This window comes from Marinomonas ostreistagni, from assembly GCF_016888445.1.
Lineage (GTDB): Bacteria > Pseudomonadota > Gammaproteobacteria > Pseudomonadales > Marinomonadaceae > Marinomonas > Marinomonas ostreistagni.
This window is the reverse complement of the sequence record NZ_JAFEKF010000001.1, coordinates 626383-650015: the sequence shown is the minus strand read 5'-3', so window position 1 is coordinate 650015 and position 23633 is coordinate 626383. Positions and strand designations below refer to the sequence as shown.

Sequence of the window (23633 nt, the reverse complement as noted above, 5' to 3'; positions counted from 1 at the left end):
AAGGAACGATATCATGCTCAAATCTTTACTAACGGTATTAAGCACTAGCTTGATCGCCAGCACGCTTTACGCCGCACAATATGAAGTACAAATGGTCAATCGAAATTCGCTTGGCGCCATGTCTTACGAGCCAAGCTACTTAAACATTCAACCAGGCGATACAGTTAAATTTCTTCGCACCACACCCGGTCACAATGCCGCCTCGATCAGCTCGATGTGGCCAGAAGCAGCACCATCATTTCGCGGTAACATTAATGAAGAGATCGTAATGACTTTCGACCAAGAAGGGATTTATGGTATTGAATGTACACCCCATATGGCGATGGGCATGGTGATGGTAATCCAAGTCGGTGACAAAGACCTGAGTGCTATTTCAGCGCCAGAGAGTCTGCCGAACCGAGCGCAAAAACGTATCGCTGATATTAAACAACTCTATAGCCAGTAAACCTTCATCGTCATCCTCAGTTAGTTGCCAAGAAAGACATGGTAAAAATTGAACTAGAACTTATCAAAGAACATCATCTTGAGGCCATCTGCGCACTGGCTAATAACCCCAATATTAGTCGAACCAGCGGCGTGCCTGATAATTGCCAGCCAGAACACGTGCAAGCTTGGATTCAAACAACGCACGCACCACAAGGTGAAGAGATGCATTTCGTTATTTGGTATAATAGCGACATCGTAGGATGCTGTATTCTCAAAAAGATTTGCTATCAAGCGCGCACTGCCGAGCTATCTTACTGGATCGGAGAACCTTACTGGGGCAAAGGTATCGCTAGCCAGGCTGCAACCTTTGCCTTAAGAATTGCCTTTGAGGTCTTACACTTAGAGCAAGTAGACGCCCACTTTCTAAAGCATAACAACCAAGTCTCGGCTGCCATTCTTTACAAACTTGGGTTTAAACCTGATCCAAACCGCGAAGATTTACCTGTTAGTGGACGCTTTAATATCTTTGAAGGCGATTTATGGTCATTTGTCAGTCTACCACGCGCTGGTGCTACAGCCTGAAATTTTGGTGGCGGACGAGCCGACGAGTAGCTTAGACCCCGTCAGTCGCCAACGCTTAATTGATTTGCTCAATACCATCAAACAACGTCGCAATATGAAACTGCTTTTGGTCACACACGATTTGACCGCAGCAGAGGCATTGTGTGACGTAATGCTGGTACTAAACCATATCATCGCAGGCTTATTGATTGCGGGCATATTTGGCATGACACCTTACAGTGCTTTGATTGCGATCGTACTCGTGTCATGGGCGCCTTTGGCAGCACACTGCTCAAGCTTGATTATGGAAGCCAAAGCTAAGCCTTATACGCATTTGGCACCAGTATGGGGTGCAAGCCAGGTACGCATCTTGCGCTTTTACCTACTGCCTTATATTTTGCCACCACTGCTGCGCCACGCCCTATTGCGTTTACCTGTTACGATCTTAAGTCTTACGGCGCTAAGTTTTATCGGGCTTGGGGCGAAATCACCTACCCCAGAATGGGGTTTGATGATTGCAGAGAACCTGCCTTATATCGAACGCGCTCCCCAAGGTGTTATGGGGCCAATTGTTGGTTTGGTACTGTTTGGTGTCGCTATCAATTTGTTGTTTGATGATTAAGCTATTTTGATAAAGGGATGGTAAGTAGCCACTCTCCCTGATTAACCAAAACTTAGTGAATACCCGAAATAAAAAACGCCGCATTCGATGAATGCGGCGTTTCACTCTAAGCGGTAGCGTTGCCGATATCAAAAGCCGGTAGGCTGTGCTGGGTAAACCAGCCTGGACGATAGTCGGTCCAGCAAAACTTCCACTGGCCATCCGCCATACATCGCGCACGCAGTTGATAATGCGCGCCATAAAGCTTGTTGCCTTGTTCATCTACTGGACGTTCCGGAATAATACGTCCAACGATTACGTTAACATGGCGACCATCGCCGACTTCTTCGACTTTCACTACTTCGGCGAAGTGCTGCCAAAATGCGGCCAAATGACGAAAGTTCTTCAAGGTGCCGATGACTTGATCCTTGCCAGACAAATTACCCACTGGCGCAAATCCACCACTGATGTCGTCTGTATAAGAGCGCGCCAACAGCGCCATGTCATTTTGGTCGACTGCAAAAGCATAACGATAGTACAACTCAGAAATAGCGTCATGTAGATCTTCTGGTGGTGGCACATGCGCCAATTTTACCCAAGGCGAATGCAGCTCAGGAACGATGGCTGGGGCTGCAAAACCCATTTGCCAGCCGTACTGAGTCGGCACATTACGCCAATGTGGCATCAAGCTTTGATCGCCCTTGGACCAATTCACCACCAAGCGGATCTCATGTAGACGCCAACGCCCTTCTTGGAAGCTCAAGCTAGCGACCACGGTGCTGCCAAACATAAACGCACGCTGAGCCTGCTCAACGACCCCATACATATAAAAGCTAAATGCAGCCTGATTTTCCTCGACCCCGACATAGAGATTGGTCATATGGCTTAACATAGCACCGTGCTCTGTGTCTGACGCCAGAAGTGACGTGATCTCATTATAGCCTTGCGCTGTGCCTTGGTGACTACTGTGAAATTGACAATCAGGGGTTAAGTCCGCCGCGTCTAGAGCCGCCGATGGTGTTACCCAAGTGTCTAGTAATTGCTGTGCAAGCGCTTTGATGGCACTGCGATTTTGCTGATTATTCATTCGGCCACACCACATCTAATTCTGAATGGCTGATGCGCCATTCGCCGTCAACTTTCACATATTGATCTAAATAACGTCCTAATAATAAGAACGGATGCTGCTTGGCTGCGCGATCACTGACAAAGTCCAGCAAGTAGCAACTGCCACTGGCATTTTGCTCATCATGCACCGTAATCTGATGATTGCTAATGGCGTGCATAAACGGAAAATGTTCACGCTTTAGGGTATCAAAGCTGTGATAAGCGTCTTTTAAGCTCTGCTTGATCTCATCTAAGCCTTGCATACTACCAACCGTGACTTTGACCACAGCATCCTCAGTAAAGACTTCGCCCATGCGCTCGGCTTGCCCTGAATCCAGCAATTCACTGTAACGCAGACGCAATTCGCGAATCTGCTCACGATCTACCAACGCAGACAATGCGTTAAGTTGCTCTGTATTCATTGTTCCTCCTAGCGCCATGCAGCGGCAATAACTTGGTGTGAGTAGATACGTTTTTCTGGATCATGGATCCAAGAGTTCACCATCACTTCATCTGCGCCCGTGCGCGCGACCAAATCGTTTAGGCGCTCACGTATCGTCTCTTTCGTGCCCCAAATGGATTCGCGAAGTTGCTGTTTGATACGTACCGCCTCACTTGGACTCCACAGCGCATTCATATCTTCCACCGGCTCAGGTAGATACTGCTCAGTGCCACGATTAAGAGACAAAAACTTTTGCAACTCTGTGGTCGCTAAGTACTCGGCTTCGGCTTGAGTATCAGCGCCAACAGCGTTGACACAAACCATCACATAGGGTTCAGGGAACTGCTCAGAAGGCTGATAATTGGCACGGTACAGCTCAATGGCAGCTAGCATGGCATCTGGCGCAAAGTGTGCCGCAAATGCCATTGGCAGCCCTTTAGCTGCGGCGAGCTGAGCACTAAACGTGCTTGAGCCTAGCAGCCAAGTAGGAAGTGACATGCCCGCGCCAGGCACTGCCTTGATGCGCTTGTTTTGACTTTGTTCTGAGAAGAAATACTGCAGCTCAGCCAGCATTTCAGGAAAATCAGTGCCCTGATCTCGGCGTAAGGCACGGGCGGTTTCCATATCCGTGCCCGGCGCACGGCCAAGCCCTAGATCGATGCGCCCGGGGTACAGTGACTCCAGCGTTGCGAACTGTTCAGCCACCAGTAACGGCGCATGGTTCGGCAGCATAATGCCGCCTGAGCCAAGGCGAATGCTGTCTGTTTTGGCACCGATGTGGCTCAGGATGACGCTGGTTGCGGCGCTGGCAATATCTTTAAGGTTGTGATGCTCTGCGACCCAGTAGCGTTTAAACCCTGCTGTTTCGGCGGCCTGTGCCAATCGGGTGCTGTTATGCAGCGCGTCGCTGACATTAAATCCTTCACCAATTGGAATTAAGTCGAGTACAGATAAAGGAACTTGCTTGGTGGTCATGATTTACTCCAAATAAAGCGTGTATTTGGCGCATAGTTTGTTTGATTACTTTAAATCGATAAACCCATAGAATGTATACTTTAAGGAGACATTAATTCTACAATTAAGCTGTTATTGTGCCGTTTGTATTCACCTATTATCGCAACCACCTAGCTAGAGACGCACATTATGACCAAAGCCATCCAACACACAGAGCACCTGCACGCGATCTATGAAATCATTCATCACTGGTTTGCCTTCTTCGAGGGCGAGACGGTTACCGCCAAGAGCCAATGTCGACTGTTTACAGAGGATGCGCAAATTGTCCACGCCGGCCAGCATCTATTGGCCAACGGCGTTGAAGAAATTGAGCGCTGGTTGCTGTCAGTGCCGCCAGAACACAGTTCACACACCTTAGACAATCTGTCCCTTGAGGCTTTATCTGACAACCAATACCAAGTGACTTGGCAAACGGCCTATCAAGCACAACGCCATGGCGGTCAAGTGGGTGGTTCTATCATTGCCTATCAAGCCTTGATCACAATAGATGAGGACGGCCAAGCGCGTTTTCGTGCGCTACAAAAAACACCGATGGCCAGCAACCCGAACACGAGGTTCGTCGAGACCTTTAAGATGCATCGAATTAAAGCACTTAAAAGCCGTTTGGCGCAGTTGGCCACGACTAGCTCAGCCACTCCAGCGTTAAGCCAATATGTGCAGTCACCTGAAATGGCCAACTTACTCGATTCGATACTGACCCAAACAGATCTGACCATAAGCGATACAGAAGCGGCTATTATTGCCACCACACCTGTACAGAGCTGGCGTTTTGATGTACTTGAGCAAGGCGGTCTTTATATTAAAATCAGCCAAATCACGTCGAATTCTAAAGAATGAGTCATAAGAGATAAAAGCATGCGAAAAACCGATCATTTTGGCAGCATTACCGCCTTCGTCACCACTGCTCAAATAGGCAGTTTTACCGGCGCTGCTGAGCGCTTGGGACTCACTAAGTCAGCGATTGGTAAGTCTGTGGCGCGCTTAGAAGAGCGCTTGGGGCTCACCCTGTTTCATCGCACCACACGTAGCTTGAGCCTGACACCAGATGGCGAGCGTTATCTGGCCAGCTGCCAAAATGCGCTTGAGATTCTTGAGCATGCCGAACAAGAATTGACTTCACACATTGCTAAGCCCGCGGGGCGCTTACGAGTGGATCTACCAGCCGCGTTTGGCCGCCAAAAGATTCTTCCGATATTGCTTGAGATCACCCAGCAATATCCCGAGCTTGAGCTGACGTTATCGTTTAGTGAGCGCTTTGTCGATTTGATAGAAGAAGGTATTGATCTGGTGGTCCGAATTGGCGAGCTTGAGGACAGCAGCACCTTAATAGCGCGACGCCTAACCACGCAAAAACTCGTCGTAGTCGCGTCGCCAAATTATTTGGCTCAACACGGCACCCCCAAGACACCAAGCGATTTAACACAACACAAAACCGTCGTCGGCTTTCGTCGAAATCAACCCGTCTCTTGGTTGCTACAAAACGACGAGGGCCGCATTGCTAAGTTTACCCCGCCAGCCACACACGAATTCGCCGATGGCGATGCCATGCTCGTAGCCGTATTAAACGATGCGGGCGTGTCGCAACTGCCCTATTGGTTGGTAAGAGATTACGTTGATGCAGGCAAGCTTGTAACGATCCTAGAAGACTTTGCTGGTGGTGAAATGCCGATCAATGCCGTATGGCCTAAAGGGCGCCAGCAGGTACCAAAAATTCGTTACGTGATTGATGAATTAGTCAGTGCGGCTCAAGCACAAAAGCTTGAATAAACGTCTAGTTGAACGCTGTTTTACATAAGCTCTATAAGCAAACAGCCGGCACTAGGCCAGCTGTTTGCTCTCATTAAAACGGTCATTCAAAGCCAGCGCTTTACTCACCTTTATGTCCACGACGTGGCTTGTCTTCACGGCAGTCTTTGCCACCTTTTGCTTTCAACTTTGCGTATTGCTCTTTTTGTTCTGCAGTCAACACAGCCAGCTTTGCATGCTCACGCTCAAGTTGATGCACCATCATCGCCGCATGCTGCTCAGCCATGTTCGCGGCTAGTTTTTGCGCTGCGGCTTTATCAAAATCTTCTGCTAGAACTAATGCTTGCTTAGCTTTGTGCTGGGCTTCACGCTTAGCTTTATGTTGCTCACCTTGCTCGGCAAAGGCTTTTTTCATTTGCTCACGGGCGGATTCACGCTGTGCTTTTAGCTGTTCTAGCTGCTGCTCACTCAGGTCAAGCTGTTGCATGATGGCACGTTCACCGCATTGTTTACCTGCATGGTGGCGACCATCACGATCGCCTTTACCATGGTCTTCGCCAGCAAATGCAGCGTTTCCAAACATAAGTGGTAGGGTTAAAGCCGTCGCTAAAAATGTCTTAGTCATGTTCATCGTTTCATTCCTTATCGTGTGATTGTTAATGGCTCTTTAAGAGCATGTCGATACCATAACTTACTCAAGGTAAAGCGCTGTCATGCAAGGTAAAATAACGTAAAGGTCTGACGTTGATGCTGATTTGTCAGTACACTAACTGCATTCGATAGACTAATCGCAGACAGAGTTTTTATGGCACATATCCTTTTAATCGACGACGATACCGAGTTAACCGATCTACTATCAGAAGTTTTACGCTTTGAAGACTTTCAGGTTTCAGTGGCACACAATGGCGAGGAAGGCCTCGCGTTTGTGCAAAGCCACAGCGTGGATTTGATTCTACTGGATGTCATGATGCCTAAACTCAATGGCATCGACACATTAAGACGCTTGCGCGAAAGCGGTGAAGTGCCTGTTTTAATGCTAACCGCGAAAGGCGAAGAGATTGATCGTGTCGTCGGCCTTGAGCTCGGCGCTGACGACTACCTAGCCAAGCCATTTAGCGAACGTGAACTGTTAGCGCGTATCCGCGCTATTTTACGTCGAGCTCAGAGCGTGCCGACTGAATCAACGAGCGAAGTATTAGAGTACTTTGACCTTAGTTTGTACCCGGGCAAATTAGAAGCCTACAGTCACCAGCAGTTGCTGGACCTAACCAGCACCGAGTTTGCCATGCTGCAGCATTTTGTCCAGCACCCTGGCAAAGTACTCACCAAAGAAGAGTTAAGCCTTGAAGTACTTGGCAAACGTTTAGCGCGCTTTGATCGAGCAGTGGATATGCATGTCTCGAACGTACGCAAAAAGCTACCTGATTGGGCCAATGGCAAGCCGCGTATCAAAACTCTGCGCGGTAAAGGCTATTTGCTGACCGAAGGTGACGATTGATGCGCCTCCCCAAGATCACTAGCCTCTACGGCCGCATCTTTGCCATTTTTTGGTTTACTATGTTTTTGGTACTGATGGCTGTCTTGTCACTACCGCACTTCGATCCACGCAAAGTCAGTGATATTCCAGAACCTTATTTTAAACGTTTATTAGAAGCGCGCGATCGGGTTCAAATGCACTTCGCGGACGCTCAATCTATTGATACGGTGATCGCCGCAATGAGCCAACATCATGAGCGCGACGCCGATCAGCGCCGCGGTGATCGCGGCTTCGATTTCTTCCTAACCGACTTAGATGGCAACGTGTTACGCCAACATGGGCGACCTTCGCCTGAAGAGCGTGCTGTACGCAATCTTGTGACCAATATCGACAATCCTGCCAAACCGCAGCAGCGACTGTATGGGCGCTATATGCTTTCGGGGCCTCTGCCCATCAAACTGGCTCAGGCCGATTATTATCTCTATATTGGTTTACGCTGGAATCGACCACCCAGCTTTATCTTTCAGCTATTTGATCACCCCTTCCAATTGTTATTGGCGACCATGATCGTCAGTACGCCACTGTTGCTGTGGCTTGCTTGGGCTTTGAGCCAACCAGCAAGGCGCCTAGAACAAGCTGCGCAGCGAGTGGCTCGAGGCGAGTTTGCGACCGACCCTATGCTGGAAAAAGGCACCTCGGAGTTTCGTCAAGCTGGCGCTAGCTTCAACCAGATGGTCGAAGCGGTCAATCAGATGATTTCTCGTCAACAACGTCTACTCTCGGATATTTCCCATGAGCTCCGTTCGCCTTTAACAAGGCTACGCATGGCCAACTCATTGGCACAGCGTAAGCAAGGCCAAAGTCCTGAATTGACGCGCATTGATACCGAAACACAGCGCTTAGAGTCGATGATCAATAACTTGCTTGATCTATCCCGGATGCAAATCGACAGTCACACCAAGCGTGAGTTACAGCCGTTAGCCAGTCTCTGGGAGCCGCTGCTGCAAGACACGCAATACGAAGCGGAGCAAATTGGTAAAACACTGCACTACTCTTCTATCCCTGAGCACTCAATCATGTGTCACCCGCAATTAATGATGAGTGCACTGGAGAATCTTGTCCGCAACGCCGTGTATTACGGAGACTCTCATGTCCAAGTCAGTATGGAAGTGATTGATAACGAGCTAATCGTTTCAGTAGAAGATGATGGTGAAGGCGTGCCCGAAGCTGAGCGTGAAGAGATCTTTCGTCCGTTTTATCGTGTATCAACGGCAAGAGATGCTAACAGTGGTGGTACGGGGTTAGGTTTGGCGATTACCGAAAATGCGATACGCCAACACAATGGCTCAATAAAAGCATCAGAAAGTGAGTTAGGTGGATTACTAGTGACCGTGAGATTGCCATTATCGGCATAAGAAAGACACAGCGCCTGGATCACAGGCGCTGTCGAGCTTAGGCGTGATAAGCTTTGTCAGATGTCAATTTAGCCAGTCCTTTTACCAAGCGGTATAGCGCCCAAATGAACGTAGCCAGCAAAACAAAGTAGCCGATCACAACAAACGCCAACACCATGCCAGCGACCGACAGTGCAAACGTTAAGATAAAGACCTTGATGATATTGTCGTAATGATCAACAAACACTGTGCCTTTGGCATCACCTTTCTTCACCAGCGCCCAAATAAAGCCAGCGATCCAACTAATACCGGTAAAGAAACCTAAAACCATTAGTGCATAAGCGATAAGTGCGTGCTTTTTAGCATTTTCATCCGCCGCACTTAATGACAGTGGACCTACGGTATTTTCTTGATATTCTGACATGATACTTCCCTATTGAATAAAAAATAATCTAATATTGCTGGGAAGTGATCAGAGGACGTCACCTTTCGGTGCGCAATAAAGACAGTTGAAAGTAGAGTGCCGTCACTGGCCAACTTGAATCCCTTCGCAATGACGCTAAATATACAACCATTACCATTCCTAGCCAACTTTTTTACAATATCTTCTATTGATTAATCACAGAAGCATATTGAACTTGATTACGTCCCTTTGCTTTGGCTTCATATAACAAACGATCCGCTTCGTAGATTAAATCTTCAATCTTATGAAACTGGACGCTATCTAAGACTGTCAGAGCACCTGCACTAAGGGTTACCCACTTACCGCAGGTCGAAGCTTCGTGCTCAATGTGTAGGTCAGAAACGGCTTGAGCCATGCTTTCAAGCCTGGCTTTAAGCTCAGACTCAGACATATCAAGCACCACCCAAATAAACTCTTCACCACCGTATCTGGCTAGATAGCCACTTTGCGAAGGGATCAGTCGAGCAATCGCTTTTGCCACTTGCTTTAAGCAATCGTCCCCAACTAGATGGCCATAGTGATCGTTGAAATATTTAAAGTAATCAATGTCAAACATGACTATGCCAAATGCACGTCTTTGAGCCATACAGCTGCGATACAGCTCATTCACCGTCTCATCAAAGTATCGGCGATTATATATTTCAGTCAGTCCATCCAAATACACATATTGTTTTAATAAATCAGACTGCGCCTTTAATGTAAGGTGCGCTTTAACACGATTAAATAAGGTGGGTTTATTAATGGGTTTTCGTACGAAGTCATTCGCCCCTGCTTCCCAGCAGGCGATTTCGTCTTCTGGGCCTGTAAATGCAGTGATAAAAATCACTGGGATATCAGCATATAAGGCGTTGTTTTTAAGTGTCTGACAAAGCTGTAATCCGTTCATATCTGGCATGTGAACATCACACAAAATAATATCTGGACGTTGCTTCTCACAAAATGCTAGGGCTTCTCTTCCTGATAGCGCCATAAAAATCTCATAGTGCTCCTTAAGGGCATGAAAGGCTGTGTAAATATTAATGGGCTGATCATCAACAATTAATACTTTGGCCTTATTCAAGTCGTAGAGTGTCATCCGCCCTCCGAGAAACTTACCTGTAGCAACGCTACGGCTGCTGTAAAATCCAGATGTTTCATAGGTTGCGCCAGATTTTTAATCAACGCTGTACGACCTAACTCAGGATGTCTATTAAACTCTTCATATAAGGTGCAAGCCGCCATATTAGAATTCATAAGAAGCTGCTTAAACCGTTCAATTTGTAAGTTATTCTCGGCCAAACATTGCTTATCATGCACTACTCCCTCTATCTTTTGAGGCACTTTTTTAGCGCTTACAATACCTAGCACCTGCTTGTGAGTTTTTTCGAATATATCCGCTAGCTCATCATATTCCTCTGGTGTGAGCTCTGAGTTAGTTTTCAGCATCCTTTCAATCACTGCACAGTGCTCTGCTAGTTTATAAGCGCCCACGGTGGCGGCGATACTTTTCAATGTATGTAGGGCACGATTGACCTCTTCTATTTCACGTTGCTCGTCCCGCACGTGTGAAATGACTTGCCAAAGCTGAATGCTGTCATGGCAAAACACCTCCATGACACTTAAATACAGTGTTTCATCGCCATTCAAACATCTCAGTGCCGTTTGTTGATCCATTAAGTCTGTCGAGCCTTCTATCGGCTCAAGGCTCTGATAATTGATTACGTCCGTATCAGATGGTTGTAGGAAATTAACAATGGTTTGAATCAAATTTGGCGCTTGAAACGGTTTTGCTATATGAGCACTCATGCCCGCCGCAAATGCTTGTTCTTGATCACTCGCTAGTGCATTGGCTGTCATGGCAATGATTGGGGTTGCTCGGTCAAATTGACGGATCTTTTGAGTGGCTTCATAGCCATCCATTACCGGCATCTGGATGTCCATCAGAATGACGTCAAAACGTTGCGCCTGTGCTTTTTGCACCGCTTCTTGTCCATTTTGAGCTAAACTAACCTTTGCGCCATGTTTTTGCAGTACCTGAGTCGCGATCAGCTGATTAGTTTTATTATCTTCAACGAGTAGGATTTCTATATCGGCAAGTAAGTTTTCTTGCTTGATCTGAACGTAAGGTGAATTTAGCTCAAAGCCTGCATCGCAATCTAAAAATGGTAGCTGAACTTCAATTTTGGTCCCTATCCCTTCTTCACTGCTTAACACTATCTGACCTGCCATTAGCTCGACTAATGTGCTGGTAATTTTGAGACCTAGCCCTGTACCACCGTACTCACGTACACTGGAAGTTTGAGCTTGAGTAAACGCATCAAAGATAGTGTCTTGCTTAGCTTTGGCGATTCCAATACCGCTATCTTCAACGGTCAGGCACAAACGGTGAGAATCATTAGCTACTTGATCCAAGCGCAGAGAAACGTATCCCTGATGAGTAAACTTAAGGGCATTGCTCCCAAGATTAAGCAGAATTTGTTGTAAGCGCAGTGCATCTATTTTGATAGCCGCTGGCAAGTTTGAGCCGAGCTCCATGGTGAATTTAACAGCCGGCTTGGTCGCCATTGCCTCAAGAATAGCGCCAACATCTTGCCAAAAATCGCTTAACTTTACATTGACGGGGGTAATTTCAAGCTTACCTGCTTCTAGCTTCGAAAAGTCGAGTATGTCATTGAGAATATTGAGCAGTGACTGAGCGGCCGCATTCGATTTAGTCACATAATGACGTTGCTCAGGTGTCAGTGTCGTATCTTTTAATAAGTTTAATAAGCCGATCACACCATTCATTGGCGTACGAATCTCATGGCTCATGTTAGCGACAAACTCAGATTTGGTCTGATTAGCAAGGTCCGACGCTATTTTCGCTTCTTTTAATGCATTTTCGTAGCGCAATTGTTCACTGATATCACGGTTGACACCAATGACTTTTACCGACCCATCAAAACTGTTGTGTTCTAGTGAAGCCGTTGCTTGAATGGTTTTTCGCACACCACTTGGACAGATCACGTCAAAGGTGATTTGCGGGTCGCCACCGTGCTGTACAAAATACTCAAAGTGTTTTAGAGCTCTCTTGCGATCCTCATCCACCACCATCGTAGCCCAGCAGTCGAAGGATAATTCAGCCTCTTGAGGCATATCATAGATGTCATACATCATGCTGTCCCAAGTGAGGTTGTTGGTATTCACATCCCAACTCCAAACACCTATGCCAGCCACTTCAAAGGCTTTAGATTGCTGCTCGGTTACGGCGCTAAGCTGCTGTCGGTTTTGAACAAACTCTGAAATATCAGTAATAGTGCCTAAATACCCTGTGATCTCACCAGCTTCGTTGTAAAAGGCACTGGCACAGAGGTAAACCGGAATTCTACGACCATCACGGGCGATATAGGTCCACTCAGACTCATTATGCAAACCCAACTTGTTTTTGATGACAAACACATCAAAGCCAGGCTCGATATGACGATTTAGCTCTTTTGAAAGTTGCTCGGCGCGTGCGATCACCTCTGATTCAAGATGAAAGATCTGTGGTGTTTGCTTACCGACAATCTCTTCTTTGCTGTAACCTAGCAAAGCCTCAGCGGCGGGATTAAAATGCGTGATAACACCATTGGCATCGGTCGCAATAATCAAGGTACGACTGGTGCTCAAAATCGCCTCTTGCAGCGCGTGATATTCTTTAACTTCTTGGGTCCGCTCAGCTATATCTTGTGCAAAGCGTTGCTGCATCGCAGCCAACTGACCCGCAAACTTATGACGCTCTGACGTGCGCAGTCGCATTGCAATTAGAAGCAATGTTACGAGTAGCGTGATACTTATCAGAAAAACGCTCAACCACCAGACATCAAACATCGGCATAAAACGCCTCAAAAATATTTTTAGACCAATGGCTAATAATAAGCTGAACAGCGGTAACAGAACTGTTATGAAAAGTAACTTTATTTTGTAAGAGGGTAAGGTGGGAGAGCTCGCAACAGGCTAAGGTAAGCTAATTGCGAGCCTTGATAAAACGGTGCTAGTTATTGTGGATCGGTATCAATGCAGACTTTGCCATCACGCACTTCAAAGAAAAAACAGTCGCGGCGGTTGGTATGACAAGCAGCCCCAAGCTGATCTACCTGCAATAAAATGGCATCGCCATCGCAGTCAAACGCCATCGAGACCAAACGCTGACGATGTCCAGAGCTTTCGCCTTTGCGCCAGTAGGTTTGACGTGAGCGTGACCAATAGCACACCTGCCCTGTCTCAAGGGTTTCACGAATCGATTTTTCATTCATAAAAGCCATCATCAGGACTTCTTTGGTATCGTGCTGCTGCGCAATGGCGGCAATCAAGCCGTCTTGGTCGGTTTTAAGATTGGCGATGATTTCATCAAGATCCAATTCAGTGCCTTGAGGCATCATTTCATAGGCTTTTAAGCTCATTTCTCTACCTTGTATTCAAATATCGCACCTTTACCGATGCCTTCAAATGCGTGCACTTCGATGAGATCGCCAGCATTCTCTTTCGCCAATTGCTTGGCAATATGGGCCGCTAAGGACTCTACCGTGGTATCGCAATCAAGCATGTATACACGCGCGCTCGGGGTAATCAGCTCAAATAAACCTTGTCGGCTCACATAACTAAAATGATGGTAGCGCACACCTTGCTCTTCAATAATGCCGATTAGATCATCTTCGGTGCCCAGATAAATGTCTTGCCAGCGCTTGGCCCAATCCGCTTCTAGCGCCTTGTCACGGCTACCATTGCGCAAGATCTCGATCACGGAACGGTGGCCATGAGCGATGCGCTGACAGTTACCGTCGTGTTTTTTAAGGCCGTGACTGTATTGATACTGCGCTTCATTGCTCGCTTCTGGGTAAAATCGAATCGACACTGCTTCAAGCTCAGCGGGTAAGAGATCCAAAATTTGAGACTCGACCCAAGCGGCCGCTTGATCCGCAGTGATTTCCGCCATCGGCAATTGGCAAATCGCTTGGCTTGGCGCTTTGCAATGAAACGTCTGGCCTGATTCGTGGGTAAACGAAAAACCAACACGGTCATTGTCTAATGCTTCCAATTGACTAGCAGGATGCTGCGCAGGAACCGCCAAGGTATGATCTAAATGCGCATCAAGCCACTGCTTGACCATCTTTTTGACGATACTGAAATCACAAATCATGCTCTCATCGTTAAGCTTCCCTGTTAACACGAGATCCACTTGCCAACTTTCGCCCAATACACCACGCACCGGACAGAAATAAGATAGATCGACATGGGTTAAGTTTTTTACAAACAGCTTCAACGATAGGCCCTCAAACAATAATTGGCACGTATGGTACTAGATGGTTAAACGGATACCAACGCCCAAAATGGCAAACATCTGAAATAAACCCAATTTATAAAAATTTACCTAAGTAACTGAAAAATATAACACATCGGTTGCACTTTATAATTTGGTGCGTATAATTCGCTTTCAAGGTCATCGGGACCTCCTCTATGGTGTCTCCGCTGGTCCCCTCGCAACGATAAACCGTTAATCTGGTCAGGTCCGGAAGGAAGCAGCCACAGCGGTGGACTCGGGTGCCGAGGTGAGGCTGGTGGAGATGCCACCTTAATCTCCCCCTTTTCTATTTCAACTTGTTCCTTTGTGTTGTGATTTGTTGATCACACTAGCCAAGCGCTTGCTCATGCGTTGTAATGACACTCATGTTTTACCCTAATCTGTCTGTATAGGGAGTGTATTATGTGTCGTTGGATGGCGTACCAAGGCTACCCAGTCTATTTAGAGCAGCTTCTGTTTGAGCCTGAGCACTCTTTGATTCATCAAAGTATCAGCGCGCGCAAATCAGAAGTCACCGTCAATGCCGATGGGTTTGGCTTAGGCTGGTACGATGAGCGTGAAGAACCTGGCTTGTATCACGAAATTTTGCCCGCTTGGAGCGACGCCAATCTCAAGAGCCTCGCGCGCCACATAAAAAGCGGACTCTTCTTTGCTCATGTACGTGCCTCAACGGGTACATCCACGTCTCGCAACAACTGTCACCCTTTTGGTTACAACAATTGGCTGTTTATGCACAACGGTCAAATCGGCGATTATGAAAAAATGCGCTGGCAAATCGATCGCTGGATTCCCGAATATTTGTACAGCGAGCGCCGCGGCAGCACAGACTCAGAAGCGATTTTCTTGATGATGTTGGCTAATGGCCTAGAGCAAAACCCTACTTTTGCCGTGCAGCAGACCTTGCAGCAGATCCTTGATCTAATGCGTGAGAAAGGCATCACCGAACCGCTGCGCTTTACCAGCATGCTTTCAGATGGCAAAGATATGTGGGCGATACGCTACGCCAGTGACGCACATGCCCCGTCTTTATATTACAAGCAGTTTGATCAATATGTCGTGGTGGGCTCTGAACCCCTAGACATCTCTACCTCTGGCTGGCATCAAGTCAATCCTGGCCATATGGTGAAGATCAGTGTGTCGTCATATGAGTCTTACGCGTTTAGTATTCGCTAAACGCGTACTCTATAACCGATGACGCTACGCCTCTTGCTCACGGTAAGCATAAGTCGCATCAAAGCGCGACTGGATCCAGTCACCACTTAAGATCGGTGCGTATTTGGCAGGCTTGGTGTTACTTTGGCAAGTCGGCACGCAGGCCACTTGCGTCTCATAATCTGGCTCGACAAAAAATGGAAACGAATAACGGTGTGTGTCCGCTGCAGAAGCCTTCACACGATGAGTAGTTGACGTATATTCATCATTGGTCCAACGCTGCATCAAATCACCAATATTCACCACCAATGCGCCCTCCATCGGCGTCGCTTGCACCCATTCACCATTGCGATGTTTGACTTCTAAGCCACCCACCTCATCCTGCAACAGCAAGGTGATACAGCCATAATCTGTGTGAGCGCCTGCACCATTGTCGTGGGTTTGTTCTGGACGCGGTGGGTAATGAATCATACGCAACACCGTGACATGCTCCTTGAAGCAACGTGTGAAGAAATCCGGTGCCAAATCTAGCGCCTGAGCCATTGCCTCCAATACCTTCATGGCTACACCAAACGCTGTCACATAATAATCATGCAATGTTTCTAGCACATTAGGATCGCTTGGATTTTGATTCGGTCCATACATCTTAGGATAACGCGCCGCCAGCGGATGATCGCTAGGCAGATCCAGTGCCATATCAAAGGTTTCTTTCCAGTCAGCTTTGTTGATCTCGTCTAATTGCTCTTCGCCCACGGCGCCATAACCGCGATGGTTGCAGCTATTTTTGATGTCGATGGCAAGCTTTTGCTGCAAAGGTTGAGCAAAAAAACGCTGCGCCGCACGCATGATGCGGTTAATTAGCGCGGTGTCGATATCTGTGTCAATCAGATAAAAAAAGCCAATGTCTCGGCAAGCTTGGTCCAGTCGCTTTATTTCTTGCTGTTGAGTACTCTTATCAGAACTGGTCAGTTTGGCAAAATTGATCAATGGAATGGTCATAAAAACTCCACTTAATGAGTCGTTTGGCGAGAGGCTAATCGCACCAGTTTTGTATGTTTAGGGTTAAAGCGCTTCAAGCCAAGCTCGCCAAAATCAACAAAGATCATACGCTTACCAGAAGTCTCTTGGCGCACTACAACACCTTGGCCATATTGATCGTGACGCACTTTATCACCTGCTTTTAAGTCCTCTTTGACGGCGCCCTTGGCACGCTTAAAGCTAACGGATGGCCCGTCTTCTTGCGTATCTAAGTAAGCAGACAGTGGCGCCTCAAGGTCCGCGCTGATCGCAACCGGCGCTTGCGCTTGCCACTGATCTACCAGTGTTTGCACTGGTAGTGGCTGCGCTTCAAAGACAAAGCGGGATAAAGCACCAGATTTTGGAGCACCTTGAAGTCCGCCCTCACTTAGGCGGCGCACTTCTTCACCGACTGGGGTTTCTAAAAATACTAGTCGTTGTCGTGCCCGCGTCATCGCCACATAAAACAATCGGCGCTCTGCTTGCATTTCTGCCGCCGCTTGACGATCGATCGCACTAAGATCATCGTCATAATATGGGAAGCGCCCTTCTTGCAGTCCGGACATTAGTACCAGGTCAAACTCTAAGCCTTTGGACTTATGGATAGTCATTAAATGCACACCATGATTGTGCTGGGCATCTTGCTCGTTAAGCTGACGCAACTGCGCCATAATCTCATCAGCAGGCTTAGCAATACCTTTGACGTAGCTTAAAAAGGCTTCACAGGTGGCGATTTTCTCTTGCGCTTGGATATCTTTGCTACTGGTGTTTTCAAAATAACGATAGATGCCCAGCTTATCCAAGGTCATTTGCAGCCCTTGCGCAGGGTCGTTTTTGTATAGGGGCAAGGTACGTAACCAATCCGCTCGGTCCGCCATTTTCTTACCCTTCCAACCTTCGGTTTGATCGGCTAAATTTTCGATTAGCTCGGGAATCAAATGTGGACTTTGGCGCGCCTGGGTAAGCAGACGTTTGCGGTCAGCTTGGGCATGGGTAACGTGTGGCACACTTAATAAATACTCAAGATCGTTGCTGTCATAAAACTTCGAAGGATCCTGCAACCCGCCAGCCATGACACTCAAATAGGCCATTAACAAACGTATTTGACGGTTATCCAAAAGTGGCGAATCACCATGCAGCTGATAAGGCACACCTTTGTGCATCAAAGCTAACTGTATCGGCACCATATCACTGTAGAGGCGCACTAATACCGCACAACTTTCCAGGCTGCGGCCACGGTCGTGCCAGTCTTTTAACTCAGTTAGCAATGCTCGACCAGGAAGGTTTGAACGGGCAAAGTCGATCTCGGTCGCTTGACCTTTACCCACCACGAGCTGATCAACTTGGTTTTGCGACACCACACAGGAAGCCATCAAGCCAACCGAGTGGCCAAAGCGAAAACTACACGCTAGCGGATAGGTCGTCACTTGACCAAAGTCATGATCAAATTGCTGCGCCATGATATCTGGCGCCGCACCGCGCCACTCATAAATACACTGTTGCACATCGCCGACGATCATCCAATTGGCCTGACTCTGATAGAGCGCCTTTAGCAACTCGTACTGACACGGATTAATGTCTTGAAACTCATCAATTAATAAGTGCTCATACTCCGGCGCCAAGGTCTGAATATAGTGCATTTGCTCGCCCGAAGCCGTTTGCATCAAGGTGAAAGGATCCGCCAATAGATCGGCAAAAAAACGTAGTTTATGCTGTTTACGCAGGGTTTCGACGTGCTCATACAAGGCCACAAAATGCTGGCATTCTTTGTTCCAACTGCCTGACTCAAACACCTCTTGAGGGTTGATGCTTGCGGCCTTGACTTGATCGACAAACAGTAAGAAATCTTCCAACCAATCCCGCTCATCTTGCAAAGTAAGCGTATTGTTGTCACGCAACAGCCGCTGTCGGGCCTCGCGCACAAGCTTGATAAAAGAAAACTCATCGGTCACCAGCTTGGCAGTGCTAAGCAAATTACGCTGCTCTAAACGTCGGCATAAACGCATACCAAAAGCATGAAACGTCATTACATTTGGCTGACGCGCACTTCCCCGCTGCGCTAGTACCTTGCTTAAACGAGCAGAGAACTCTTCTTGAGCGCTTTTATTAAACATAAACACGCCAATTTTTTCAGCCGCCACGCCCTGCTCAAGTAATGTCACAATACGCCCGATCAAGGTCGTACTTTTACCTGCGCCGGCCACAGCGATGACTTTAGCATGCTGGCGCATATCATGTTGAATCACCGCTTGCTGTTCAGCGGTATATGGATAATCAGACAAGCGACTATATCACCTTATTAAACTGTTAAATCTTCCATTTACAGGCCATAGTTACATAATGACGCAACGATAAATTTGCCGCTCATGGTACGCTAAAGCGCTGCTGAAGAAAAAAATAAATCCTTCTCACCCACTCATTCAATCTTTGTGCAGCCAGACATCGAAGTGCTTAAGGAGCTTGAGATGCTTAAATACACACCTTTTTATGCCATCAGTCTATGCTTGTCAGCGTTGCTTGCCACGTCCTCTGCTCAAGCACAGTCAGAGACATCTCGATGGGATGCCATTGTTGAACAGGCTAAGGGCCAAACCGTTTATTGGAGTGCTTGGGGTGGCGCTGAAAATGTGAATGAATACATTCAGTGGATCGCCAGCCGCGTCGACAGCCAATACGATATTGAGTTGAAGCATCTTAAGGTTGTCGAAATAGCGAACACAGCCAATCGAATTATGGCAGAAAAACAGGCCAACAATAATGCTCAAGGCAGTGTCGATCTGGTCTGGATCAATGGTGAGAACTTTCGATTCATGAAGCAAAATGGTCTGCTTTATGGACCTTTTGCAGAGCAGCTCCCCAATTATATAAACCATGTGAATCCTTCAGCTCGACAAAGCCTGACACAAGATTTCGGTACTGCTGTGGAAGGCATGGAAGCCCCTTGGGGCATGGCTCAGCTGACCTTTATGTATGACTCAGCTAGGTTAGAGAATCCCCCTAAGTCAGCCCATGACATGTTGCGCTATGCCAAACAACACCCTGGTCAAATCACTTACCCTAGACCGCCACATTACTTGGGCACGACCTTTCTAAAGCAAGCCTTATACGAACTCTCTGAGGACCGCCTTGCCCTTCTTAATCCAGTGAGTGAGGCAAATTTTGATCAGGCCACTAAGCCTTTGTGGGCCCTACTAGATCAACTTCACCCCTATGCTTGGCGCCAAGGGCGCGTCTTCCCAGCCACCGCAGAAGAGATGATGCAGCTTTTAGCGGATAAACAAATCGATATTGCCCTAAGTTTTGATATATCGGCGGCATCGGTACAAATTGAACGCGGCAATTTACCTGATACTGTACGTACCTATGTGTTTGATGCTGGCACTATTGGCAACACGCATTTCGTCGCCATACCTTTTAATAGTGGCGCTAAGGCTGGCGCACAAGTGGTCGCCAACTATTTACTGTCGCCTGAAGCTCAAATCTTTAAACAAGATCCGATGATTTGGGGCGATTTATCGGTCTTAGATTACAACAAACTCTCACCCCAATCCCAAGCGGAGCTGGATAATCTTCCAAGGGGACTAGCCACGCTCTCTATAGAAGAACTTGGCACCACACTGCCCGAGCCCCACAGCAGTTGGATGACGGCGTTGGAGCAAGCTTGGCAGGCACGCTACGCCCGTTGAGCCATTTGCCCCAGCAAGCTTGAGTCACCGTTATTCCGTGACAAAAATAGCGGTACCATGAATGCTCGCAGGATTAATGGTAAAGCCAGTGCCTAAACCTGAGCGTAACCCGCCACTACCACCAGAGATCCCCGTAGAAACTTGCGTCGACACGCCACCTCCACGCCTAGCAAGATCTGGCACGATCACGCCATTAGCGCCAAGCTCGGCCGCTTCTTCTTTAAGCGTATTGAGAGCTGAATCCATGCGCCCTTGTTGTGTGACGCCGCGACTACTGGAAGCCTCAACACGCGCTACTACTTCGTAGTTTTGTTGCGGCGGTTGACTGTAGACGGCGACTTGTGTCGCGTCGATGGCAGGTCGTTGCTGACCAGTTAAGACATGAGAACCCGATGCACAGCCTGTGAGAGCCAGCGCAGTCAGTACTGCGATAAGAGGTTTGCGTTGCTTCATGGTTTTCTTCCGCATCATTTAAACAGAATAACAGTTTGGCCGAATGTGCCTATGAAGTCAGCTTTGTAATGAGATTTTAATCCTATTTACCCAATTGGACTCCCCATTGCGTCTTCGCTGTTCTAACATGACCTCCTACACATCCCATTAAGGAAGGTTATGATCGTTCAACAACAGAGTGTCGAGCTTGCGACTGCAACAGGCCCTATGCACTGCCAAATCATTCGCCCTCAGATAGAGGGAAAGTTTCCGTGTGTGTTTTTTTACTCAGAAATTTTCCAAATTACCGCACCAATAGAGCGCAGCGCTAAGATATTAGCAGGCCATGGCTTTGTCGTGGTCATTCCAGAAGTGTTCCATGAACTCAACCCTATTGGCACCGTGCTCGCTTATGACGACGCCGGCAAGGACAAAGGCAACCAAGACAAGTTCAGCAAACCGCTTGAACATCACGACTCCGACACTTGCGCCATGCTCGATTATTTTACGCAGCAGCCTTATTGCTCGGGACACTTTGGCGCTATGGGCGTCTGCATAGGGGGTCACCTAGCCTACCGTGCCGCACTCAACCCACGCATTGAAGCCAGCTTTTGCCTCTACGCAACAGATATCCATTCCAACACTCTGCCTTGTCAGCCAGGTAACGATTCACTGACTAAAACGCCCGAGATAAAAGGTGAAATCAGTTTAATTTGGGGCAAGCAAGACCCGCATGTCCCGACTGAAGGACGTCAAAAAATCTACCAAACATTAATTGATAGCAAGACAAACTTCACTTGGCATGAATTTAATGCTCAACATGCTTTTATGCGTGATGAAGGCGACCGATTTGATCCAGAAATAGCCCATGAGTGCTATCGCATGGCGGTCGCTTTATTTCGAAGAGTCTTGTAGCTCACCAAGATTAGATTTATTCCAAAGCCCTTTTTTAAAGGGCTTTTTAATGCTTAAAAGCCTTGTAACTCCCACCACCATTGAATCTTTACACTTCCCGGTTAATTTCTGACAATAATGAAAGAACTGCTAAAAGAATAATGTTTACAAAAAACTGCATTGAATACCGCGCAGAAAAAACCAAAAATGATTACCAGCTGCAGGACACAGCGTCAGGAGTTATCACATAAATAAATTCTTTTTAAATTAGTTTTTATTTAAATAGATTCGCCTTTTTCGAATAAGGGACATCGCAAAAAGGCACATAGATAAAAATTCACTTAACGAGAAATTAGAGGGAAGCACAATGGACAAGTTCAAACTTAAATACATCGCCGGCCTATTTGCAGTAGCAGCTTTTACAACCGCTTGTAGCGAGCAAATGCCAGAAGTAAATGATGAGAACTGTACTCAAGCAAACATTCAGCAAATCGAAGATAGCCAAGCTCGTGAAGAGTTTTCTGATCAGTGCTTTGACTACCAAATCGAACAAGGTAAAGAAGCCGCTCAAGAATTGATGGATGACAGCGCAGACGCTGCTGAAGACGCTTACGATAACACAGCTGATGCTATGGAAGATGGTGCAGATGCGGTAGGCGATGCGTGGGATGACAGTGTTGACGCGATCGAAGAAGGCGCTGACGAAGCCGAAGACGAAGTAGATCAAGCGACTAATTAATCGCTGAACTTCAAGATTTAGGATGATAACTCCCCACCATGGATGGTTTTAATGGGGACAGAATATAGGGAGCTGATGTTCAGCTCCCTTTTTTGTGCCTATGGATAGTTATTCTTTGACATCCATAAAACGATGCGCCCACTCTCTACTTTCTTCAAGCGTCGAATAACGAGTAGACAATTCAGAGGCATTAAGCTTGCCTTCGGCGATACCGCGTTGCTCACGCAGACAATCATAAGTTGCTTTGATCGCGGCAAAGTAAGCCGCATGACCATTCACCACAATACGCACACCATTAGCAGCCAATCGCTCACGATCATTAAGCTCAGGATTGCCATAAGCCACTAACATCAGCGGAATCGAAAGGTGTGCACTGATTGCTTCTAGGTGTTCAAAATCTTGCACGCCAACCATGCAAATACCATCGGCACCAGCCGTTTCGTAGGCTTTAGCACGGGCAATTACTTGCTCTGTGGTTAATTGCCCCGCATTGGTACGGGCAATGATACTCATTGCTGGATCAATACGTGCTTCAAGCGCAGCTTCGATCTTACCGACAGCCTCTTCTAGCGGAATTAAATCGGTCGACTTATGACCGTATTTGGCCGGTAGCAACGTATCTTCGATGGTCAGCGCCGCAACACCTGCACGCTCCAATTCAGTCACGGTGCGCATAACATTAAGCGCATTACCGTAACCATGGTCAGCATCGGCAATGATGGGTAACCGTGCAACACGACCGATACGAGTCGCTTGCTCGACAAACTCACTCAGTGTAATTAGCGCAAAATCTGGCGCTGCCAAGACCTGCAGTGAGGCCACTGAGCCACCTAGGATGCCAACTTCAAAGCCTAAATCTTCAGCGATACGAGCAGACATCGGGTCAAAGGTTGAAGCGGTATAATAACAATTAGAGCTCTCAAGAAGCGCACGAAAATCTTTACGTAGATCGTGTTGAGAAGGGGTAGCCATGGGGGAAGACTCCTGATTACGACCTAACTCCTTTTTTATTGTGTCGGAATTAGGCAAGCGAACAAATTTTCCCGCATTTTAACTAAACTAACGACAAATAGTCACCAGCAAAGCTTGTAACAAAGTTCCAAAAGGCACGTTAATGCATAATGTTGGAAATTAACTACAAAAATACTCTATAACAACTCTTAATAATTGACTTATCAAATGG

24 protein-coding genes and 1 other RNA gene are annotated in these 23633 nt (G+C 47.3%); 12 read left to right on the top strand and 13 right to left on the bottom strand.

What is annotated here, in order from left to right:
• Positions 1-13 precede the first annotated feature (13 nt).
• The 3 genes from JQX58_RS03120 to JQX58_RS03110 are packed head-to-tail and all read left to right on the top strand — an operon-like array spanning position 14 to position 1609.
• Positions 14-445: a pseudoazurin gene (locus JQX58_RS03120; protein WP_204145352.1), complete on the top strand. Its 432-nt coding sequence runs from the start codon at positions 14-16 to the stop codon at positions 443-445.
• Between the two features lie 38 nt (positions 446-483).
• Complete coding sequence (locus JQX58_RS03115) at positions 484-1008, top strand: GNAT family N-acetyltransferase (protein ID WP_204145351.1); 525 nt, start codon at positions 484-486, stop codon at positions 1006-1008.
• Positions 974-1609 (top strand): ABC transporter permease subunit, encoded by a 636-nt coding sequence (locus JQX58_RS03110; protein ID WP_204145350.1) that lies wholly within the window; start codon positions 974-976, stop codon positions 1607-1609. The genes JQX58_RS03115 and JQX58_RS03110 overlap by 35 nt, the downstream gene beginning before the upstream one ends.
• 106 nt (positions 1610-1715) lie before the next feature.
• On the opposite strand, the gene JQX58_RS03105 is transcribed toward JQX58_RS03110, so the two are convergent.
• Genes JQX58_RS03105 through JQX58_RS03095 form a run of 3 tightly spaced genes read right to left on the bottom strand, consistent with a single transcriptional unit; the run spans position 1716 to position 4112 of the window.
• On the bottom strand, positions 1716-2675 hold the full coding sequence (locus JQX58_RS03105; RefSeq protein ID WP_204145349.1) for a nuclear transport factor 2 family protein: 960 nt from the start codon (positions 2673-2675) through the stop codon (positions 1716-1718).
• Positions 2668-3117 (bottom strand): nuclear transport factor 2 family protein, encoded by a 450-nt coding sequence (locus JQX58_RS03100; RefSeq protein ID WP_204145348.1) that lies wholly within the window; start codon positions 3115-3117, stop codon positions 2668-2670. Before JQX58_RS03100 ends, JQX58_RS03105 begins: the two co-directional genes overlap by 8 nt.
• 8 nt (positions 3118-3125) lie before the next feature.
• Positions 3126-4112 carry an LLM class flavin-dependent oxidoreductase gene (locus JQX58_RS03095; protein WP_204145347.1) on the bottom strand — a complete coding sequence of 329 codons (987 nt, stop codon included), beginning with the start codon at positions 4110-4112 and terminating at the stop codon, positions 3126-3128.
• A gap of 168 nt (positions 4113-4280) precedes the next feature.
• Between JQX58_RS03095 and JQX58_RS03090 the strand changes: the two genes are divergently transcribed.
• Positions 4281-4988 (top strand): hypothetical protein, encoded by a 708-nt coding sequence (locus tag JQX58_RS03090; protein ID WP_204145346.1) that lies wholly within the window; start codon positions 4281-4283, stop codon positions 4986-4988.
• 18 nt (positions 4989-5006) lie between these two features.
• Positions 5007-5918, top strand: coding sequence for a LysR family transcriptional regulator (locus tag JQX58_RS03085; RefSeq protein ID WP_204145345.1), 912 nt, complete (start codon positions 5007-5009; stop codon positions 5916-5918).
• A 100-nt stretch (positions 5919-6018) separates the two neighbouring features.
• On the opposite strand, the gene JQX58_RS03080 is transcribed toward JQX58_RS03085, so the two are convergent.
• Positions 6019-6528 (bottom strand): Spy/CpxP family protein refolding chaperone, encoded by a 510-nt coding sequence (locus tag JQX58_RS03080; RefSeq protein ID WP_204145344.1) that lies wholly within the window; start codon positions 6526-6528, stop codon positions 6019-6021.
• Positions 6529-6702: 174 nt separating this feature from the next.
• On the opposite strand from JQX58_RS03080, the gene JQX58_RS03075 reads away from it, so the two are divergent.
• Together JQX58_RS03075 and cpxA are read left to right on the top strand one after the other, a co-directional pair.
• Positions 6703-7395 (top strand): response regulator, encoded by a 693-nt coding sequence (locus tag JQX58_RS03075; protein ID WP_204145343.1) that lies wholly within the window; start codon positions 6703-6705, stop codon positions 7393-7395.
• Positions 7395-8789, top strand: a complete 1395-nt coding sequence (gene cpxA / locus JQX58_RS03070) for an envelope stress sensor histidine kinase CpxA (RefSeq protein ID WP_204145342.1) — start codon at positions 7395-7397, stop codon at positions 8787-8789. Before JQX58_RS03075 ends, cpxA begins: the two co-directional genes overlap by 1 nt.
• A gap of 37 nt (positions 8790-8826) precedes the next feature.
• Here the strand turns inward: cpxA and JQX58_RS03065 are convergent, their stop codons facing one another.
• From JQX58_RS03065 to JQX58_RS03045, 5 genes are all read right to left on the bottom strand, one after another.
• Positions 8827-9192 carry a DUF4870 family protein gene (locus JQX58_RS03065; RefSeq protein ID WP_204145341.1) on the bottom strand — a complete coding sequence of 122 codons (366 nt, stop codon included), beginning with the start codon at positions 9190-9192 and terminating at the stop codon, positions 8827-8829.
• A 184-nt stretch (positions 9193-9376) separates the two neighbouring features.
• Positions 9377-10306 carry a diguanylate cyclase domain-containing protein gene (locus tag JQX58_RS03060; RefSeq protein WP_204145340.1) on the bottom strand — a complete coding sequence of 310 codons (930 nt, stop codon included), beginning with the start codon at positions 10304-10306 and terminating at the stop codon, positions 9377-9379.
• Positions 10303-12987 carry a response regulator gene (locus JQX58_RS03055; protein WP_204145339.1) on the bottom strand — a complete coding sequence of 895 codons (2685 nt, stop codon included), beginning with the start codon at positions 12985-12987 and terminating at the stop codon, positions 10303-10305. Before JQX58_RS03055 ends, JQX58_RS03060 begins: the two co-directional genes overlap by 4 nt.
• 239 nt (positions 12988-13226) lie before the next feature.
• On the bottom strand, positions 13227-13631 hold the full coding sequence (gene hisI / locus JQX58_RS03050) for a phosphoribosyl-AMP cyclohydrolase (protein ID WP_204145338.1): 405 nt from the start codon (positions 13629-13631) through the stop codon (positions 13227-13229).
• On the bottom strand, positions 13628-14491 hold the full coding sequence (locus JQX58_RS03045; RefSeq protein ID WP_204145337.1) for a 6-carboxytetrahydropterin synthase: 864 nt from the start codon (positions 14489-14491) through the stop codon (positions 13628-13630). The genes hisI and JQX58_RS03045 overlap by 4 nt, the downstream gene beginning before the upstream one ends.
• Positions 14492-14695: 204 nt before the next feature.
• Here JQX58_RS03045 and ffs point away from each other — a divergent pair.
• Positions 14696-14792: signal recognition particle sRNA small type (ffs, locus tag JQX58_RS03040), an RNA gene on the top strand.
• 140 nt (positions 14793-14932) lie between these two features.
• Positions 14933-15703: a class II glutamine amidotransferase gene (locus JQX58_RS03035; RefSeq protein ID WP_204145336.1), complete on the top strand. Its 771-nt coding sequence runs from the start codon at positions 14933-14935 to the stop codon at positions 15701-15703.
• 24 nt (positions 15704-15727) lie between these two features.
• Here JQX58_RS03035 and JQX58_RS03030 read toward each other — a convergent pair whose 3' ends face one another.
• Positions 15728-16681, bottom strand: a complete 954-nt coding sequence (locus tag JQX58_RS03030; RefSeq protein WP_204145335.1) for an isopenicillin N synthase family dioxygenase — start codon at positions 16679-16681, stop codon at positions 15728-15730.
• A gap of 11 nt (positions 16682-16692) precedes the next feature.
• Positions 16693-18981 (bottom strand): ATP-dependent helicase, encoded by a 2289-nt coding sequence (locus JQX58_RS03025; RefSeq protein WP_239090128.1) that lies wholly within the window; start codon positions 18979-18981, stop codon positions 16693-16695.
• A gap of 183 nt (positions 18982-19164) precedes the next feature.
• Here JQX58_RS03025 and JQX58_RS03020 point away from each other — a divergent pair, with 183 nt between their 5' ends.
• On the top strand, positions 19165-20385 hold the full coding sequence (locus JQX58_RS03020) for an ABC transporter substrate-binding protein (protein ID WP_204145334.1): 1221 nt from the start codon (positions 19165-19167) through the stop codon (positions 20383-20385).
• A 30-nt stretch (positions 20386-20415) separates the two neighbouring features.
• Here the strand turns inward: JQX58_RS03020 and JQX58_RS03015 are convergent, their stop codons facing one another.
• Complete coding sequence (locus JQX58_RS03015) at positions 20416-20838, bottom strand: DUF4156 domain-containing protein (RefSeq protein ID WP_204145333.1); 423 nt, start codon at positions 20836-20838, stop codon at positions 20416-20418.
• A 159-nt stretch (positions 20839-20997) separates the two neighbouring features.
• Here JQX58_RS03015 and JQX58_RS03010 point away from each other — a divergent pair, with 159 nt between their 5' ends.
• Together JQX58_RS03010 and trbK are read left to right on the top strand one after the other, a co-directional pair.
• Positions 20998-21732 (top strand): dienelactone hydrolase family protein, encoded by a 735-nt coding sequence (locus tag JQX58_RS03010; RefSeq protein ID WP_204145332.1) that lies wholly within the window; start codon positions 20998-21000, stop codon positions 21730-21732.
• Positions 21733-22078: 346 nt separating this feature from the next.
• Positions 22079-22450, top strand: coding sequence for an entry exclusion lipoprotein TrbK (gene trbK, locus JQX58_RS03005; RefSeq protein ID WP_204145331.1), 372 nt, complete (start codon positions 22079-22081; stop codon positions 22448-22450).
• Positions 22451-22558: 108 nt separating this feature from the next.
• Here trbK and JQX58_RS03000 read toward each other — a convergent pair whose 3' ends face one another.
• Positions 22559-23422, bottom strand: coding sequence for an isocitrate lyase/PEP mutase family protein (locus tag JQX58_RS03000; protein WP_204145330.1), 864 nt, complete (start codon positions 23420-23422; stop codon positions 22559-22561).
• Positions 23423-23633: the final 211 nt, after the last annotated feature.

Coding starts and splice junctions, on each gene's coding strand:
- JQX58_RS03120 (WP_204145352.1), top strand. CDS start 14: ATGCTCAAATCTTTACTAACGGTATTAAGCACTAGCTTGATCGCCAGC.
- JQX58_RS03115 (WP_204145351.1), top strand. CDS start 484: ATGGTAAAAATTGAACTAGAACTTATCAAAGAACATCATCTTGAGGCC.
- JQX58_RS03105 (WP_204145349.1), bottom strand. CDS start 2,675: ATGAATAATCAGCAAAATCGCAGTGCCATCAAAGCGCTTGCACAGCAA.
- JQX58_RS03100 (WP_204145348.1), bottom strand. CDS start 3,117: ATGAATACAGAGCAACTTAACGCATTGTCTGCGTTGGTAGATCGTGAG.
- JQX58_RS03095 (WP_204145347.1), bottom strand. CDS start 4,112: ATGACCACCAAGCAAGTTCCTTTATCTGTACTCGACTTAATTCCAATT.
- JQX58_RS03090 (WP_204145346.1), top strand. CDS start 4,281: ATGACCAAAGCCATCCAACACACAGAGCACCTGCACGCGATCTATGAA.
- JQX58_RS03085 (WP_204145345.1), top strand. CDS start 5,007: ATGCGAAAAACCGATCATTTTGGCAGCATTACCGCCTTCGTCACCACT.
- JQX58_RS03080 (WP_204145344.1), bottom strand. CDS start 6,528: ATGAACATGACTAAGACATTTTTAGCGACGGCTTTAACCCTACCACTT.
- JQX58_RS03075 (WP_204145343.1), top strand. CDS start 6,703: ATGGCACATATCCTTTTAATCGACGACGATACCGAGTTAACCGATCTA.
- cpxA (WP_204145342.1), top strand. CDS start 7,395: ATGCGCCTCCCCAAGATCACTAGCCTCTACGGCCGCATCTTTGCCATT.
- JQX58_RS03065 (WP_204145341.1), bottom strand. CDS start 9,192: ATGTCAGAATATCAAGAAAATACCGTAGGTCCACTGTCATTAAGTGCG.
- JQX58_RS03060 (WP_204145340.1), bottom strand. CDS start 10,306: ATGACACTCTACGACTTGAATAAGGCCAAAGTATTAATTGTTGATGAT.
- JQX58_RS03055 (WP_204145339.1), bottom strand. CDS start 12,987: ATGCGACTGCGCACGTCAGAGCGTCATAAGTTTGCGGGTCAGTTGGCT.
- hisI (WP_204145338.1), bottom strand. CDS start 13,631: ATGAGCTTAAAAGCCTATGAAATGATGCCTCAAGGCACTGAATTGGAT.
- JQX58_RS03035 (WP_204145336.1), top strand. CDS start 14,933: ATGTGTCGTTGGATGGCGTACCAAGGCTACCCAGTCTATTTAGAGCAG.
- JQX58_RS03030 (WP_204145335.1), bottom strand. CDS start 16,681: ATGACCATTCCATTGATCAATTTTGCCAAACTGACCAGTTCTGATAAG.
- JQX58_RS03020 (WP_204145334.1), top strand. CDS start 19,165: ATGCTTAAATACACACCTTTTTATGCCATCAGTCTATGCTTGTCAGCG.
- JQX58_RS03015 (WP_204145333.1), bottom strand. CDS start 20,838: ATGAAGCAACGCAAACCTCTTATCGCAGTACTGACTGCGCTGGCTCTC.
- JQX58_RS03010 (WP_204145332.1), top strand. CDS start 20,998: ATGATCGTTCAACAACAGAGTGTCGAGCTTGCGACTGCAACAGGCCCT.
- trbK (WP_204145331.1), top strand. CDS start 22,079: ATGGACAAGTTCAAACTTAAATACATCGCCGGCCTATTTGCAGTAGCA.
- JQX58_RS03000 (WP_204145330.1), bottom strand. CDS start 23,422: ATGGCTACCCCTTCTCAACACGATCTACGTAAAGATTTTCGTGCGCTT.